General features: G+C 52.1%; 19 protein-coding genes and 1 riboswitch. Of the genes, 16 read left to right on the plus strand and 3 right to left on the minus strand.

All coding sequences use genetic code 11. From position 1 onward, the window contains the following. Positions 1–343 precede the first annotated feature (343 nt). A complete protein-coding gene (locus ACFPOF_RS28770; protein ID WP_378138834.1) occupies positions 344–1,195 on the minus strand; it encodes a phytanoyl-CoA dioxygenase family protein in 852 nt (283 codons plus the stop codon). Between the two features lie 159 nt (positions 1,196–1,354). Between ACFPOF_RS28770 and ACFPOF_RS28775 the strand changes: the two genes are divergently transcribed. Both ACFPOF_RS28775 and ACFPOF_RS28780 read left to right on the plus strand, forming a co-directional pair. Further along, positions 1,355–2,230, plus strand: coding sequence for an AraC family transcriptional regulator (locus tag ACFPOF_RS28775; RefSeq protein ID WP_378138835.1), 876 nt, complete (start codon positions 1,355–1,357; stop codon positions 2,228–2,230). A 138-nt stretch (positions 2,231–2,368) separates the two neighbouring features. After that, positions 2,369–2,596: a hypothetical protein gene (locus ACFPOF_RS28780; protein WP_378138836.1), complete on the plus strand. Its 228-nt coding sequence runs from the start codon at positions 2,369–2,371 to the stop codon at positions 2,594–2,596. 54 nt (positions 2,597–2,650) lie between these two features. On the opposite strand, the gene ACFPOF_RS28785 is transcribed toward ACFPOF_RS28780, so the two are convergent. Further along, positions 2,651–3,178, minus strand: coding sequence for a transposase (locus ACFPOF_RS28785; RefSeq protein WP_378138837.1), 528 nt, complete (start codon positions 3,176–3,178; stop codon positions 2,651–2,653). Positions 3,179–3,337: 159 nt separating this feature from the next. Between ACFPOF_RS28785 and ACFPOF_RS28790 the strand changes: the two genes are divergently transcribed. The 12 genes from ACFPOF_RS28790 (at position 3,338) to rsmI (ending at position 13,202) form a co-directional block, all read left to right on the plus strand. After that, on the plus strand, positions 3,338–3,523 hold the full coding sequence (locus ACFPOF_RS28790) for a sigma factor G inhibitor Gin (RefSeq protein ID WP_378138838.1): 186 nt from the start codon (positions 3,338–3,340) through the stop codon (positions 3,521–3,523). A gap of 90 nt (positions 3,524–3,613) precedes the next feature. Then, positions 3,614–5,080 carry an aminotransferase class I/II-fold pyridoxal phosphate-dependent enzyme gene (locus ACFPOF_RS28795; protein WP_465251474.1) on the plus strand — a complete coding sequence of 489 codons (1,467 nt, stop codon included), beginning with the start codon at positions 3,614–3,616 and terminating at the stop codon, positions 5,078–5,080. Positions 5,081–5,102: 22 nt separating this feature from the next. Further along, positions 5,103–6,566 (plus strand): glycan biosynthesis hexose transferase WsfD, encoded by a 1,464-nt coding sequence (gene wsfD, locus ACFPOF_RS28800; protein ID WP_378138840.1) that lies wholly within the window; start codon positions 5,103–5,105, stop codon positions 6,564–6,566. Between the two features lie 17 nt (positions 6,567–6,583). After that, positions 6,584–7,213 (plus strand): dTMP kinase, encoded by a 630-nt coding sequence (tmk, locus tag ACFPOF_RS28805; protein ID WP_378139014.1) that lies wholly within the window; start codon positions 6,584–6,586, stop codon positions 7,211–7,213. Between the two features lie 83 nt (positions 7,214–7,296). After that, a complete protein-coding gene (locus ACFPOF_RS28810; RefSeq protein ID WP_115995932.1) occupies positions 7,297–7,626 on the plus strand; it encodes a cyclic-di-AMP receptor in 330 nt (109 codons plus the stop codon). A gap of 24 nt (positions 7,627–7,650) precedes the next feature. Next, a complete protein-coding gene (locus ACFPOF_RS28815) occupies positions 7,651–8,094 on the plus strand; it encodes a YaaR family protein (protein ID WP_378138841.1) in 444 nt (147 codons plus the stop codon). A 26-nt stretch (positions 8,095–8,120) separates the two neighbouring features. Further along, positions 8,121–9,098, plus strand: a complete 978-nt coding sequence (gene holB / locus ACFPOF_RS28820) for a DNA polymerase III subunit delta' (RefSeq protein ID WP_378138842.1) — start codon at positions 8,121–8,123, stop codon at positions 9,096–9,098. Positions 9,099–9,100: 2 nt separating this feature from the next. Continuing rightward, positions 9,101–9,901, plus strand: coding sequence for a PSP1 domain-containing protein (locus tag ACFPOF_RS28825; RefSeq protein WP_378138843.1), 801 nt, complete (start codon positions 9,101–9,103; stop codon positions 9,899–9,901). 32 nt (positions 9,902–9,933) lie between these two features. Beyond that, a complete protein-coding gene (locus tag ACFPOF_RS28830; protein ID WP_378138844.1) occupies positions 9,934–10,314 on the plus strand; it encodes an initiation-control protein YabA in 381 nt (126 codons plus the stop codon). A gap of 492 nt (positions 10,315–10,806) precedes the next feature. After that, the gene (locus tag ACFPOF_RS28835; RefSeq protein WP_378138845.1) at positions 10,807–11,256 is read left to right on the plus strand and encodes an RpnC/YadD family protein; all 450 of its coding nucleotides are present in this window, start codon (positions 10,807–10,809) and stop codon (positions 11,254–11,256) included. 103 nt (positions 11,257–11,359) lie between these two features. Continuing rightward, a complete protein-coding gene (locus tag ACFPOF_RS28840) occupies positions 11,360–12,247 on the plus strand; it encodes a tRNA1(Val) (adenine(37)-N6)-methyltransferase (protein WP_378138846.1) in 888 nt (295 codons plus the stop codon). Beyond that, positions 12,228–13,202, plus strand: a complete 975-nt coding sequence (rsmI, locus tag ACFPOF_RS28845) for a 16S rRNA (cytidine(1402)-2'-O)-methyltransferase (RefSeq protein WP_378138847.1) — start codon at positions 12,228–12,230, stop codon at positions 13,200–13,202. Before ACFPOF_RS28840 ends, rsmI begins: the two co-directional genes overlap by 20 nt. Positions 13,203–13,325: 123 nt before the next feature. Here the strand turns inward: rsmI and ACFPOF_RS28850 are convergent, their stop codons facing one another. Further along, on the minus strand, positions 13,326–13,580 hold the full coding sequence (locus tag ACFPOF_RS28850) for an AbrB/MazE/SpoVT family DNA-binding domain-containing protein (RefSeq protein WP_027086730.1): 255 nt from the start codon (positions 13,578–13,580) through the stop codon (positions 13,326–13,328). A 320-nt stretch (positions 13,581–13,900) separates the two neighbouring features. Between ACFPOF_RS28850 and ACFPOF_RS28855 the strand changes: the two genes are divergently transcribed. Together ACFPOF_RS28855 and ACFPOF_RS28860 are read left to right on the plus strand one after the other, a co-directional pair. Continuing rightward, a complete protein-coding gene (locus tag ACFPOF_RS28855; protein WP_378138848.1) occupies positions 13,901–15,193 on the plus strand; it encodes an HD domain-containing protein in 1,293 nt (430 codons plus the stop codon). 21 nt (positions 15,194–15,214) lie between these two features. Further along, on the plus strand, positions 15,215–15,988 hold the full coding sequence (locus tag ACFPOF_RS28860) for a TatD family hydrolase (RefSeq protein WP_378138849.1): 774 nt from the start codon (positions 15,215–15,217) through the stop codon (positions 15,986–15,988). A gap of 178 nt (positions 15,989–16,166) precedes the next feature. Next, a riboswitch (cyclic di-AMP (ydaO/yuaA leader) is annotated at positions 16,167–16,385 on the plus strand. Positions 16,386–16,482 lie beyond the last annotated feature (97 nt).

The raw sequence follows: 16,482 nt of genomic DNA on the forward strand, positions 1-16,482 counted from the left end.
GATGAGGGAAAACCTCACGTCCGGTTTGATGAAGGGGGAGCTGAAAAAGTAGAAGGAGGGCTTCCGCCCCCCCAATGAAATTTCAGTTCTCTACTCTACTTGAACGTACGTAAACACGGTTTTCTCGTTGGAAGGATGTTCGAACACGCGCAAAATGTCTTCGTGGAAAAGTCCATTACAAATCGCCGATTAAGCGGGTTTAGCCGTCTGTACCCCCGAAATAACTGTATATATCCATTAACGTGCTCGTCCTTGGCATGAAAGAGACCAACTAACTGGATTTTTCCATGAAGCGAGAAGATGGCGCCAGCTCGCTGGCTGGCAGCTGCGGCGCCTATCTCTTTTAACGTGCACCAACGGTCGAGTAAACGACTGGGAAGTGGCTGCCTTGCATAATATCTCCTTTGTTGACGGTGACGTACTTGAGCATGACATGCCCGTCAGCAGGCTCGTAAGTTGTGTGGCCAGGCATATAATGAACGGCGATGGCGCGACGCTTCATCTGCGAGCGGTTGTTTGGGCTGCCGTGCCAAGTTAAGCTGTGATGGTAACCGACCTGGCCTTTCTTGATCTCAAAAGGAACGGCTTTAATCTCAGCACCCTCAGGCAGCAGCTCGGGATGACGATGGTAAGGCATGAATCCTTTGTCACTTGCCAAATGTTTCTGATGGTTACCCCACTTGTGGCTCCCCGGCACCATCCACATGCAGCCGTTCTCAATAACCGCGTCGTCGAGTGCAACCCATGCGCTGATCAGATCCGCTGGCTGGATAATTGGCCAGAGAGGATGATCCTGATGCCATGCCGTCGGTCCGCCGGTCACCGGAGGTTTGTATTGCACTTGATCGTGCCAAATACGCAGCGTGTCGGTTCTGCTCAGTTGAGCGATCTCTTCTGTCATTTGTTTATTACAAGCATGCTGATAGAAGGCATCGCTCGCCATCCAGATGTTGACGACTTGCACGACCTTCTCGTTTACGCTCATTTTCATACCGTCGTAAGGGGATTCGCCATTATCGTTTTCTTCTCCGGAGTCTAACAAATTGTGACTGAGCACCGGTTTCTTGGTCGTTTTACCTGCTAGCACATCGTCAAGCTCATTCCGTAGAAGTTCAACCTGCTCATCGTTCAGAATAATATCTCCTTTAAGAAATCCATTCTCGTCAAACTCCGCAATTTGCTCCGCTGTCAGCATAATGTTGCACTCTCCTTGTTTTGTTATAATGAAGTTGTTGGCATAATCATATCGCTTTGGGGAAGTTGTGTATTTCTCGAAATCCAATAACTGCTTGCGTTTTTCTAAGTATTTCGCGTCAGTGCATTCAGGTTTGCAACAGCGGAAAAGAGGGCTGGCATGACGGTACGTTACTTGGAAGATTTATTGCCAACGGTCAACTTCGCTAGCCGTGCGATCACGCAGACGCCCGTAGACTGGGGCATACGGATCATTCCAGACTGCCAGATCGTCTATGTCGTATCGGGACGCGCCGAGCTGTGTATCGGATCTGCAACATATGCGATTGGAGCCGGCGAATGCGTCTTCTATGGGCCGGAACAGCCGTATGGGCTAAGCGCTTCCGCAGGAACGGAATACTATAGCATTCATTTTCATTGGAAGAGTTCTTCTTCGATGCCGGTGCACCCGGCCTTTTATATTCAGCAATTGGACCGGAATCAACTTGGCGAATCGCGGGAAGCACCAAAGATTGCGATCCCAGACTGCAATGAAATCTCACTGCCGCCTGTCATGGTCGTCTCGGGCATTGAACTATTGTTCGCTAGAATTGTTAAGGAATACGAGATGGAGAAACCGGGGTATACGGTTGTCATGCGCTCGCTAATGATGCAGGCGCTTACGTTGATCGTGCGACAGATTGCCGATTCCAGGACATCAGGCACGCAACGAGGGCGTATCGATCCTGCGGTCCATGCGATGCAGGAACAGCCTAGTCGCAACTGGGCCGTATCGGAGCTTGCGGCGCTGTGCGGCTACCACCCGATCCATTTCTCGAAGCTATTCAAGGAAGAGATCGGCCTGCTACCGAAGCAGTACATTATCGCAGAGCGGATCAAACTGGCCAAGCGTGCTCTGCTTCAAGGAGAGAAGCTGGATGCGTTGTCGGAGCGGCTCGGTTTCACGAGCATCCACTACTTCAGCCACCAGTTTAAGAAAACGACCGGCCTGACGCCAACTGAATTTCGGATGAACGGACAGCCGAAGGAAGCGTAGGGCTTCAGCCTTCTGAACCGCCCCAACCACGCAGCAAACAAACAAATATGACAGGCAGGATACCCGTCCAATCCGTGAAGGTATATTTCTCATAATATGTCGGTGTGCAGAAATATAAAAAACGGGAGGACAATTAATATGGAGGAAATGTACCATTTGTGTAGGGGACATATGAATCGGAGAGTCCGAATTCATACGCGCTGCGGCTGTTTCGAGGGCGTGATCGTAGACCTGGATTGGGATAATGTTTATCTGAGAACGTCGGGAGACGCACGCATATCGGGCTGGTTCGGGGGCGGATTTACGCCCGGATTCGATATCGTGGCGTTGTCGTTGTTTACGCTGCTAGCAATTGCTTTAATTTAACAGCGCAGAACAACAAAAAAACAACATGCAGCCTCGCGGGTGCAAGTTGTTTTTTTATTGATGATAATATGACACCTCTCGCGATTCGAGACGGATAACGCCATCTCCTTTTTCTTTGCGCAGTTTATGTAGCAGTTGAATTCGAGGCGTCAACAGCCAGACGTGCCAATACACCATTGCGATGACGAGCGAAGAGTGGGCCCAAGGATAGAATAATCCTGCTACGCAGCACCCGACGAGAGCCAGATGAAAGTGCAGTCGTCGGAAAAGCCGAAGCTGGGTATCCATAATAGGCAGCGGACCGAACCAGGGCCAATCGCGGCGAAACGTCCATCGTTTCTCGGAAAGCTTGTCTACGCGTCTTAACGTCATGCGAAGCACGAGCGCGTGCACGAGAAGCATCAGAACGGCACCGACCACGGCATAGATCAATCCGGTCCACTCGTAGATCAAATAGAGAAATCCCCCTGCGAACAGGGCGGTTAACATGTAGCTGTATTTGCTTTCCGGCCGAAGCGCAATTTTGCGTATTAACGTATAATGATAGAAAGTGGCTTCGCGGCTGGCTTGCGTATCCGTCACGATTGCGTGTCCTCCCTAAAAAAGCGGGTTCTGTTCAATACTATCGGCGGGCGAAGGCTATAATGTTAGGAAAAAGCTTTGTGTTAACTTGATATATACGTTTATTTTCATAGAATTCGGGCATACTAGAGCTAACAATAGGAAAAGGCGGGGATGTTCATGAGCGAGAATGAACGCCGCACCTGCATGGTTTGCGGGGAGCCGAAAGATGAAGGAATGACGATTGTTACCGAATTCATATGTTCTTCATGCGAGAGCGAGATGGTAAAGACGGAGACAGAAGACGAGAAATATCCGTTTTTCGTGCGCAGAATGAGACGGTTATGGGTGAAGTTTCATGTTTGATAGTCACTCTGAGCGGTAAGAGGGAATGAGGGGCAACGGAAACGTTGTTCCTTTTTTTGCTATAATGGGACTTATTCGATTTGGAGGCATATGCGATTGAAACCCTATTCCGAAAAAGCACCGTTATTCGAAGCATTGGCAGCTCATGCTGCGCGCGGAGGTGCGGCTTTTCACGTGCCTGGGCACAAACAGCGGGCTTACGATGAAGGGGCGTCATCATTTTATCGCGCTCTGCTGCCGCTCGACGTGACGGAGCTGTCCGATACGGACGACTTGCATCATCCGGAGGGCGTGATTGCCGAGGCGCAGGCGTTGGCTGCTGCATGTTTCGGAGCGGAAGAGACGCGTTTCCTGGTCGGCGGGAGCACGGCGGGCAATTTGGCGATGATTCTGGGTATGTGCCGCCCCGGCGATCTCGTGATCTTACAACGCAACGTACATAAATCGATTATACACGGGCTCATGCTGGCAGGAGCACGGGCCATATTGCTGCAGCCGGAGATCGAACGCCTATCGGGGCTCGCGACGATGCCGAGCGTGGAGTTGCTGGCGCAAGCGCTGGATCGATACGGAGTCGAGGCCAAAGCCGTTATTCTGTCCACACCCAATTACTATGGGATGGCGACACGCTTACAGCCGCTCATCGAAATTGCTCACCGAACGAATGTTCCAGTCCTCGTAGATGAAGCGCATGGCGCTCATTTCGGTTTTCATTCCGATTTGCCAGAGTCGGCGCTGCGTTCCGGCGCGGATCTCGTCGTCCAATCGACGCACAAAATGCTGTCGGCAATGACCATGGGAGCGATGCTTCATATGCAGGGTGAACGGCTGCCGAGGGGGGCAATCCGAGAAGCGCTGACGATGATTCAAAGCTCCAGCCCTTCCTATCCGGTGATGGCTTCGCTCGACTTGGCAAGACGGGAAGTTCAAGCGGGCGGGGAGGCGGCGTTCGCCGAAGCTTTAAGCGCTGTAGCGCTTGTCGTTGAAGAGCTGGAGGGAACGAACTTCCGGGCGCTCGGATACGGTCCGTATGCGACAGAAGGCATAACGTACGATCCGCTCAAGCTTGTATTGTTCGATGCGAGCGGGCGGTTGAACGGTTTTCAACTGCGAGACGAGTTGGCCGAGCGATTATGTCTAGCGGAAATGGCGGATGATCGATACGTCGTACTGGCATTCGGTACGGGATCGACAAGCGCCGACGGATTCAAGCTGCTGGAAGCTTTGAAGGCGTTGTCTGCGCCCTCTCATGTCGAACACAGTCTGTTGCACTCCGTGCCGCCAGCCATAGCCGTCGATCCGAATCCTAACGTGCCGGAACCGGTAAAGTTCGACAGGGAGATTTACTCGTCCGAGTCGATTGCGTTGGAACGGAGCGAAGGGCGCACAGCTGCAGAATGGGTTATACCTTACCCTCCGGGCATTCCCGTCCTGTATCCGGGGGAACAGATTACGGTAAAAACGATTCGAGCCTTGCTCAAGTGGCGGCAAGAAGGAGCGAAAATACAAGGCGCGCAAGATTCACGGCTGCTTACGATCGAAGTTCGCGCCAATTGAAAGGTAAGGGAGACTCAAGGGTATGCTTGATGAAATATGGAAAAAAGATATGCGTGTACTGGTAGCATGGGTAACCGGTGTCATGGCGGTTGCACTCATCATAAGCTTAATTATGCTCCCGCCCATCGTCGGCATGGCGGACAACGGCGATTTCGGTCGCGTCTTCGCAAGTACGGGGATCATGCCGCTGCACCCGAACGATTCGCGGGACATGTTGTATTTCCGTTACGCCTATCAGAGCTTCGGTTACGGCGATTTCGGTATTGGCAGCTACGTCTCTACACATGTGCTGCTCGTGGCGCTCGCCGGGTTCATTGGCAGAATCATCGACGTCCATGTTTTCGACATCAGGGTGCTCGGCGCCCTTTATACGATTCTGTTCGTATGGGCTGTCACGCTGTTTGTCAGGCGTGCGCCAAAGGCGGATTCGAGGAGAGCGTCACTGTTTGTCGCAATCGTGCTGGCAGCAAGCCTGCTGTTCGTATTCGCCGATATTGGCTATCTGGCTTATTTTCAATCGTTCTTCGGTGAGCCCTATGCACTTGTCGGCATGCTGCTCATGGTCGCAGCGGCAATAGCGATCGCAACGACAGATCAACCGTCACGTAAGCTGCTGTGGCTGTTTATCACAGCCGCTCTGGCTGTTGCCACGTCGAAAATCCAGAATGCCCCGCTTGGCGTCGTCTTCGCGCTGCTAGCATGGAGGATGGCGGGACTACGAGCCGACGACGGCGTCTGGAAGCGCCATGCGCGAGTCGGGGCCGCGATTCTTGTCCTTGTCTCTGCGGTGATGTTAATAGCGGCGCCGGACCGGCTTCGTCATACGAACCTGTACCAATCGATCTTCTTCGGCGTGTTGAAGGACTCGCCGCACGTATCCGAGGATATGAAGGAGCTTGGCATTCCGGAGAAGTATGCAGTGCTCGCCGGTACGAATTATTTTCAGAGCGATACGGCCATCCCGCAAAAGGATCCCATCTTGCGCGCGGAAGTGTTGGAGAAGCTGGGTCCGAAGGATGTCGCGCTTTATTATGCGAGGCATCCCTCCAGATTCATGCAGAAGCTTGACCGGGCAGCGGCGAATGCCATGTTCATTCGGCCTTCGTATCTGGGCAACTTCGATCCGTCTGCAGGCAAACCGCCGGGCGCGCTTACACACACATACAGCACATGGAGCGCTTGGAAGGTGACTCATATGCCGACGAAAGCTGCGGCGTACATCGGGCTGTTCGCGGTGTATGTAGCAGCGCTGGCTGTTGTCTGGGGAACAACTGCGTCGCGCCGCATTCGGCTCGGTGCAGAGACGCTAGCCGTTGTCGCCTTGGCCGGAGCGTTCTCGTTCGTCATCCCGCTCATCGGCGACGGGGAAGCGGATTTGGGCAAGCATTTGTTTATGTTTAATGTAGCCTTTGATATGATGGTAATAAGCATGGTGACGGCTGCGGCTTACGGGCTCGCGAGGCTTGTCGAAAGGGGAAAGCGGTAGTGAACGGCGGGAGCGGGATGTTTATTACGATCGAAGGCGGCGATGGAGCGGGCAAGACGACGCTGATTACACGCCTGGATCAGAAGATTTATCAGGAAACGGGTAGAAGAACAATTAGAACGCGCGAACCAGGCGGAGTGCCTATTGCGGAATCCATTCGCAAAATCATTCTCGATCGCAACAACACAAAAATGGACCCTCGCACGGAAGCATTGTTATATGCCTCGGCGCGGAGACAACACTTGGTTGAAGTCGTCATGCCTGCAATTGAGCAAGGCAAAGTGGTCATTTGCGATAGATTTGTGGATAGTAGCTTGGCTTACCAAGGCCATGCGCGCGGGCTTGGCATTCAGAAAGTGTGGGAGATCAATCGGTTTGCGACAGAAGATTGCATGCCGGATCTTACGCTTTACTTGGATATCGATCCTGCGGCTGGGCTGGATAGAATTGCAGCTAACGAGCAGCGCGAAGTGAACCGGCTTGATCTGGAAGGTATGAACTTCCACAAGCTGGTGCGTGAAGGCTATCGGGAGGTTGTCGAAATGTTCCCGGATCGAATCAAAGTATTGGACGCTCATGTAGAACCGGATACGCTCGAAGAAGTCGCTTGGGCGATATTAAAGAAGAAATTGTTGAAAAAAGAGTAGAAAGAGGATTTTCGCGTAAGCGTGTCCAATTATTAATAAGTAGGCAGACCCCCAGTATCCCAAATCGAGGAGGCCTGATTTCGATGAAACTTCTTATTGCCGTCATTCAAGATAAGGACAGCAATCGACTGTCCAATGCGTTGATCAAAGAAGGGTTTCGTGCGACGAAGTTGGCCAGTACCGGCGGATTCCTCCGCGCAGGCAATACGACGTTCCTGATCGGGATCGAGGACGATCGCATTCAGAGCGCGCTCGACGTCATTCGCGCGAATTGCAAAGTTCGCGATCAGCTTGTGACCCCGGTATCGCCTGTCAGCGGTGCGGCAGATTCGTATATTCCGTTCCCGGTCGAAGTACAGGTGGGCGGCGCGGCCGTATTCGTCCTACCGGTCGAACGGTTTGAACATTTCTAAAATGATGTCGGGCGGTGAGCAATCGTGAAAATTCAACCCGGATTTTATCCGATGAGCAAGGCGGTGCAACGGGGAGAGACGCTTGCCCGTCCGGCACAGGCGCAAAATTTCGGCGATTTCATGCAGCAGCAAGAAGAGCAGCGGACGCATGAGGAGCTTCAGCGCAAGCTGGAAGATATTCGGCTTCAAGGGGATCGTCTAACCCGTTCCATGACCGTAAGGGAGCTTGTACTTTATCGGCAGATGGTTAAGGGCTTCCTGGAAGACACGGTCAAGCGGGGCATTGCACTTAAGGAAACAAGAGGCTGGGACCGGAGAGGTCGCGGCAAAAGATATAAGTTGCTCGAGGAAGTAGACGCGATGTTGATCGGTATGGGCGAGGAACTGCTTCATAGCGAGGAAGGGCGTCTGGACTTGCTGCAGAAGGTCGGGGAAATTCGCGGCATGCTGATCAACCTGGTTTTCTAAGTGCAACCTCTTTAAGGAGTACCATTATGGGTTTTCAACAAATTATCGGACAACACCGGGCAAAGGCACTGCTCCAGAATGCGCTATCGACCCGCCGGATCGCGCACGCGTATTTGTTCGCCGGGCCGGCGGGCTCGGGGCGGATGGAGATGGCAATGGCGTTCGCGCAAGCCTTGTTCTGCGAACGAGGCGGCAGCGACGCTTGCGGTGAATGCCTCGAGTGCCGCAAAGTCGAACACGGTAACCATCCGGACCTTCACGTCGTTTCGCCGGACGGGGCGGCGGTTAAAATCGAACAAGTCCGCACGTTGCAGAAGGAACTATCCTATCGCAGCGTCGGAGCGGGATATAAAGTGTACGTGATCGAAAGCGCGGAGACGATGACGGTGCAGGCGAGCAACAGCTTGCTCAAGTTTCTGGAGGAACCGCCATCTCCTGTCGTGGCGATCCTGCTTGCTCCGAGCGCACAAGCGGTGCTTCCGACGATATTGTCGAGAACACAGCTCGTGGCGTTCGTGCCGGGCGACCGGGAAGCATTGGAGAAGGCGCTCGTACAGGAGGGCAAATCTCCGCTTCTCGCCCGCGCGGCGGTGAATCTGGCAGCAGGTCTCCATTCCAGTCGCAAATTGGTAGAAGAGAATTGGTTTGCAGATATCCGAAACGTAGTGATACAATTAGGCAAGGAGAGTCCGGACCGGTTCGCCGCGGGGTTGATACAAGCCCAGCAGCAAGTGTTCAAAACCGAACTCTCGGAACATGTCGAAATTTTGCTACAGTTGTTAGCTTTGTGGTATAGAGATATGATTTACGTCATGACCGGTCGTCAGAACCAGATGGTGTTCCCTGATCAGGCAGATTGGATCGCGAAGGCGGCCTGGGGCCGGCACATCCAGTCGTGGGTCACGGTAATGGAATCGGCTCTTACGGCGGCAAGGCGCATCAAGGCTCACGTAGCGCCGCAGCTGGCGCTAGAGCAATTTCTGGTGAATGCGCGGGAGGGGTAGATTTGTACGATGTGGTGGGAGTCCGCTTCAAGAAAGCGGGCAAGATCTATTATTTCGATCCCGCCGAGCATCCGGTGTCCAAAGATCAGCATGTCATCGTGGAGACGGCGCGAGGCGTCGAATACGGCAAAGTCGTCGTAGGCCCGAAGACGGTAGGCGAATCGGATGTCGTTCTTCCGCTGAAGAAAGTCATTCGCGTGGCGGGCGACCCCGATGCGAAGGCGGTCGAAGAGAACCGTAGCGCCGCGAAGAGCGCTTTCACCGTTGGACTGCAGAAAATTAAGGACCACGCGCTGAGGATGAAGCTCGTGGACGTGGAATACACGTTCGACCGGAACAAAATCATCTTTTATTTTACGGCTGAAGGCCGCGTCGATTTTCGGGAATTGGTGAAGGACTTAGCGGGCGTGTTCCGTACCCGCATCGAATTGCGGCAGATTGGCGTGAGGGATGAAGCGAAGATGCTTGGCGGCATCGGTCCATGCGGCCGCGTGTTATGCTGCTCTTCGTGGCTCGGAGACTTCGAACCTGTATCCATCAAGATGGCCAAAGATCAGAACTTATCGCTGAACCCGACGAAGATCTCGGGCTTGTGCGGTCGGCTGATGTGCTGCTTGAAGTATGAGCATGACAATTACGAGAGCGCGAAGGAAGAATTGCCGGCCGTCGGCAAAACGGTCATCACATCGATGGGCGAAGGCAAAGTCGTCGGCATCAATCTCGGAAGCCGGAGCGTTCACGTACAGTTGTTCGAAGTGGGTAAAGTGAAGGAATTGCCGTTTGACGATGTCGTCTTGAAATAAGTAATCGGATGCCTTGAGGTGGATTGTTGTTCATGAAAGATATTTTCCTTCGCATGGATGAGCTCGAATCGCATCTAGGAAACGTTCATTCCGACTTCGGGCATCTCAAGCTGAAGATCAAGGAACTGCTGGAAGAGAATCAGCGACTGCGCATAGAGAATCAACAATTGCGCAAAGTGCTGAAGCGGGAATCGGAGCCTGCATTCTCCCCGATCCAGGAAGCGGCGGAAGAACCGGCTGCCGCCAAGGGAGACTCCTCGCAGGTTGCCGCGGAATCGTCTTCGGCCGTCGGTGAGGGCTACGATAATCTGGCCCGGCTGTATCACGAAGGCTTCCATATTTGTAATGTGTACTACGGTCACTTGCGTATGGAAGGCGATTGCCTGTTCTGCTTGTCATTCTTAAGTAAATAGGAATAAGAATATCGGTCGCGAAGCACGCGCCGCTTGCCTCCCAATGTGGGAGCAAGCGGCGTTTTGCTTTTGGTGGCCGTTGTCAAAGGGGGATTAGGTTTGGATGATCAGGAAAGCAGAAATTTTTCCCAGAGTTGGATGTGCTTCTCGATTATAGCCATACGAGGCTGCTGATGCAGGAGCTGCTGGTAGATGTGATCGGTAAAGAGACGAGAACTTAGGACTTGCTGCTGGAAACCCGATTTAAGCAGTTGGATGCTTATGTTCTTGTACATATGGAACCGCAATCGTACCGGCAGCATGAGTTTCATGAACGAATGTTTATTTATTTCAGCCGTCTATTTGAACGACATCGCAAGGAGCATCGCTTGATCATACCGATTGCCATTTTTACAGGGGATAGCGCTCGAGATGAGCCGGACTCGCTCGCCATGTCGATTCCCGGCCATGAAATTTGTGCAGTTCCGATTTTTGAAAGTTGAGTTAAAACGAATGAATTGGAGGACTTTTGTCGATTCCGACAATCCTGTGGCTACTGCGCTGTTAGCGAAAATGGGCTATAATGATACGGAGAGAAAAGAATTGCGAGCGGCTTATTTACGGATGATTCTAAAGTTGAAGAAGAAATTTGACGATGCGCGAATCGCACTTATTATGTCCGTAGCGGACACGTATTTTGTTCCGGATCAGGAACAAGACGAGGTTATTTTGAAGGAATTACGGGAGCAATATCCAGAGGAAGGGGATGCGATTATGGAACTGATGCCGGCTTGGAAACGTTGGGGTTACGAGGAAGGCATCGAAGAGGGCATGGCGAAAGGCAAGGAAGAGGAGAGAATCTTTATTATACGAAAGCTGCTAAGCAAAGGCTTCACTCCTGAACAAGTCGCCGAGTCGCTTGAACTTCCAATGGATCAAGTAAATAAATTTCGAGATCATTAATCGGTAAAACCCTCAACTCACACGAGTGAGAAATTGAGGGTTTTTAGTTTTCGGATTGGAAGTTCATACCATCGGAATAACGCAGAAATCGGAGGACCGCACGATGAATGAATACGGTAAGTCGTCGACTGCCGATCAAGCTGTCGATCACACTGTCGGTCATGCTTTGCTGGCCGGAGAACGGCTTGACGATCTACTGACCCATGACTTGAAGATTATCCAAAGCACCGAAGTGTTTAGTTTCTCGCTGGATGCCGTATTGCTTGCCAGGTTCGCAGGGGTTCCTGCAAGGGGGTGTGTGCTTGATCTATGCACGGGCAATGGTGTCATTCCGTTGTTGCTGACGACACGAACCGAGGCGGCAATCGATGCGGTCGAAATTCAGCCAAGATTGGCGGATATGGCGAAGCGAAGCGTTGGGCTTAACCGACTGTCGGACAAAATCCGTATTATAGAGGACGATTTGCGCTTGTGGAAGCCGGACGGCGATGTCCGATACGACGCGGTAACGGTGAATCCGCCTTATTTGCCGGTGCACAGCGGAGATCGCAAAACAAACATTCATCAAGCCATGGCGCGCCACGAGATCGGTTGTACATTGGATGACGTTATTGCGGCGTGTGCGAGAGCTGTGCGTGTCGGCGGACGCGTATCGATGGTTCATCGGCCGAGTCGATTAGCAGATATTATTGACTTGATGCGCCGATACCGGCTCGAACCGAAACGATTACGGTTTGCTCACCCCCGTAGAGACGCGGAGGCGAACATGGTCTTAATAGAAGCAACGCTTGGAGGTAAACCAGAAGTCCGCCTGCTTCCCCCAATTATCGTTTATGAAGAAGACGGTGAATATACACCCGAATTGCTGGCGGTGTTTTACGGACAAGCTGCGGAATTGCCGGGTTTCATACGGCCGAATGGCCGGCAAGCAATCCCGAGGAAAGAGAACGAGAAGGAGGGGACACTGGGCGATGACACGGATCAGCGATAGAACCGGAACCGGAGAAACGGCGGATGGAGAAAATGCGTCTGTGCAGAAGAGCTTCAGCGGTACGCGTGAAGGTGTCGGCACGTTATATTTGGTCGCGACTCCGATTGGCAATCTCGAAGACATGACGTTCCGCGCGATTCGGATCCTGAAGGAAGTGCAGTTGATCGCCGCGGAGGACACTCGGCAGACGCGAAAGCTGTTGACCCATTTCGAGATTCAGAACAGGCTCGTTAGCTATCACGATCATAACCGCGAAGCGAGCGGACCGGAATTGGTCCGGCTGTTGCTTGAAGGACAGAGCATCGCGCTCGTCAGCGATGCGGGAATGCCGGCAATCTCCGACCCGGGAGCGGATCTAGTCAGGGATGCGGTCGGGGAAGGCATTCCCGTCGTACCGGTACCGGGAGCGAACGCGGCGTTGTCCGCTTTAATTATGTCCGGTTTGCCGACGGAGCGTTTCCTGTTCCTCGGCTTCCCGCCGAGGGAGCGCAAAGGACTAAACAAATTACTCGATAATGTGGAGCGGGAAAGTGGTACGCTGCTGTTCTACGAATCCCCGCATCGAGTGAAAAAGACGCTTGCTGTTATTGCCGAACGATGGAGTGGAAGGAAAGTCGCAATCATCCGGGAACTGACGAAAAGACACGAAGAAGCGATACGTGGTACTGTAAGCCAGTGCTTGGCCTACGTCGAGGCCACGCCGCCGATCGGAGAGTGCTGTATCGCGATCGAGGGAGCTAGCGAGCAGGAGCCGGGACGTTTATCCGCGGACGGCGTTACGGGGATAACGGGAGAAGGACCGTGGTGGGCGGGGCTGGAGCTGGCGATGCATGTCGCCCACTACGAGCAAGCGGGACAAAGTCGTAAAGACGCGATGAAGTCGGCAGCTGTGGATAGAGGTGTCTCGAAGCGGGACATCTACCAATCTCTCCTGTTAACAACAGGGGGAAAATAAACGGATATCCACATGTGGACAAAAAAAGCCTCCCGGCATCGAGTCCGGGAGGGGGCTAAGGAGTATAAAAAGGTTGGAATTAACAATTATTAGAATTACAAATTTCATTATAAACTATTTTCTTTAATTTGTCACAGGTGAAGGTAAATCCTTCAAACATTCTCTGCAAACAATTTTTCCTTTAAAGTAAGTTACGTTCTCTGCGTTGCCGCAGAAAATGCATGCAGGCTCGTATTTCTTGAGCATGATGCGCTCTCCGTCCACGTAAATCTCAAGCGCATCTTTCTCTCCGATGCCCAGCGTGCGGCGCAGTTCGATCGGAATAACCACCCGGCCCAGCTCATCGACTTTCCGTACAATTCCCGTAGATTTCATCATTTGGTAATTCTCCTCTCATAGGGTTAAAATAAAAACAAACGGACATCAGTCATGCGCTTAGGCTTGTCCGCGTTCGCCAGAATTCGACAAAGTTCTCTGTTTTCTGCCTACTATCGTACCAACGATTCCCAAAAAAGTCAACCTGATAATCTCAATATTAATGAACTATAATACTGATAATCCTTATAAATAAGGCGGTTAGGAGAAATTATAAGCCAAAATTCAGTTAAAAACAAAGGAATTTATAATTCGACATTATTCGACAAAATTCTACATTTAGTGTCGAATTTGTCGAAACCTACGATAAAGAGGTGTTGGGGATGCACGATGCGCTGCAAGAGGAGAAAGTATTTAAGGACCCGGTTCATCATTCCATTTACGTGCAAGAACCGACAATCTGGAAACTGATCAATACGCCGGAGTTTCAGAGATTAAGAAGAATACGCCAACTAGGCACATCTTATCTCACTTTCCATGGAGCGGAGCACAGCCGATTCTCCCATTCCTTGGGCGTATATGAAATTACAAGGAAAATCATTTCGCAATTTGAGCGTAATCGATATGTCGATTGGCCGCAAGAGGAAAAATTGCTCAGCTTGTGCGCGTCGTTGCTGCATGACGTGGGCCACGGCCCCTTCTCCCACTCGCTCGAGCAAATTTTCGGAACGGACCATGAGCTGTGGACGGCCGAGATCATTCTTGGCGATACGGAAGTGAATCGGGTGCTGAGGGAGGTCGAACCGGAATTCCCGAACAAAGTGGCGGCAGTCATTCGGAAGAAGTACGAGAAGCCGATCGTCGTCAGCCTCGTCTCGAGTCAGTTGGACGCAGACCGGATGGATTATCTTCTTCGGGACGCTTATTTTACGGGGGTGAATTACGGCACGTTCGATCTTGACCGTATTCTGAGGGTGCTTCGTCCTTACCAGGGCAACATCGTCGTGAAGGAGAGCGGGATGCATGCTGTCGAAGATTATTTGATGTCTCGTTATCAGATGTATTGGCAAATTTATTTCCACCCGGTAACCCGTAGTTCGGAAATCGTGCTCAGACAAATCTTCCACAGGGCCGGACATCTGTTCCGAACCGGTTTCCGGTTCCGCTTCATGTTGCCTCCGCTTCATGCTTTATTAGAAGGAAATCTTACTCTGTCTCATTATTTGAAGCTGGACGAAGCGATGGCGCAGACGGCGTTCGGTCAATGGGTGGACGAGGATGACGAGCTGCTGTCGGATTTATGCCGCAGATTTCTGAACAGGCAGTTATACAAGTACGCTCCTCTAAGCCCCGAAGACAGCGGATGGCTGGAGGAAGTCAGCAAGGAATGGCTGCGGATCGGTCTTCAACCCGAATACCATCTGGAAGTCGATACGCCGATCGATTCTCCTTACGACATCTACAAGCCAGGTGCGTTGCCGGACGGCAAGGAGAAGCCGCCAATTTTGCTGCTTGGCGAGCAGGACAGATTAACGGAAATCTCGATGAAATCCGACATTATCCAATCGATTGCAGGTCTTCATCGCGGAAAATATTACGTGTATTATCCGGAAGATTTGGTGCGCCCGCACGCTCATCGGCTTAGTCCCGAGACACGGAACAAGCTATCTATATAATAGAAGGGAGACAACGTCATCATGCTTATCGACACACATGCGCATCTCGATTCTCCCAAGTTCGACAGCGATCGCGAGGAGGTCATTTCCCGCGCGCGGGAAGCAGGCGTAGATACGATCGTTAATATTGGTTTTAATCGGGAGACGATCCCGACGACGATGGCCCTTGCAGAAAAGTACCCGTTCATCTACGCCGCCGTCGGCTGGCATCCGACTGATGCAATCGACATGAAGCTGGAAGAAGATTTGGCGTGGATCGAGCGGCTGTGCAGCCACCCGAAAGTCGTTGCCATCGGGGAGATCGGGCTCGACTATTATTGGGATACGTCTCCGAAAGACGTGCAGCATGTCGTTTTTCGCGAGCAGATTCGGCTTGCCCGCCGTCTGAAGAAACCGATCGTCATTCACAATCGCGATGCTCACGAAGACGTGATCAGGCTGCTCAAGGAAGAGAAAGCAGATGAGATCGGCGGCATTATGCATTGTTTCTCCGGGAGCTGGGAGACGGCCAAGTTATGCCTGGATATGAACTTCCACATTTCGTTCGGCGGACCAGTAACTTACAAGAATGCCAGGGTGCCTAAAGAGGTGCTGGAGAGGGTGCCTTTGGACCGTTTGCTCATCGAAACGGATGCTCCATATTTGACGCCTCACCCCCATCGCGGGAAGAGAAATGAGTCGGCTTACGTTCGTCTTGTTGCGGAGGCGGCGGCAGAAATCAAAGGGATTTCTTTGGAAGAAATCGGAAAAATAACGAGTGAGAACGCCAAGCGCTGTTTTGGACTCGCGAGATAAACGGAATATTCGAGAGAAAAACGGAATGATTTTAAGAAAAAACTGGCTTTTTCCGCTCATTCCACCGAAGAAACGTCCATTTTCCCATGAAAATAGGGAAATTCGTCCGATGCGCCTTCTTTACACCTTTGTTGGATAGAGGTTATGATCTTCATCAGAAGTTTCAATATGACATTCCTTTTCCAGTGCGCTTAATCTCCCAATAGGGAGAACGGGGGACCCAACGCGGCGGCGAGTAAGCAATTCGTCCAAGGCGGTCCGAGCAATCTTGGGGTGAATATCGCAAGCGGCATGAACGCGCCTCCATCCGAGCCACGCGTCTTGACCGGGAGCGATTAGGGCGACTCTCTTTGCCCGAATCCGACAGCTAACCCCGTAAGCGTTATAGAGAGAGGTCAACTCGTGCCGCGATACTATTCTATCCATCCAACTGCGGAAGCCACGAACAGATCCTCTGTCTCGATGGCTTTTTGTGTTGCATGCGCAACTTTTCT

The sequence above is a fragment of the Cohnella soli genome (genome assembly GCF_042655525.1).
Lineage (GTDB): Bacteria > Bacillota > Bacilli > Paenibacillales > Paenibacillaceae > Cohnella > Cohnella soli.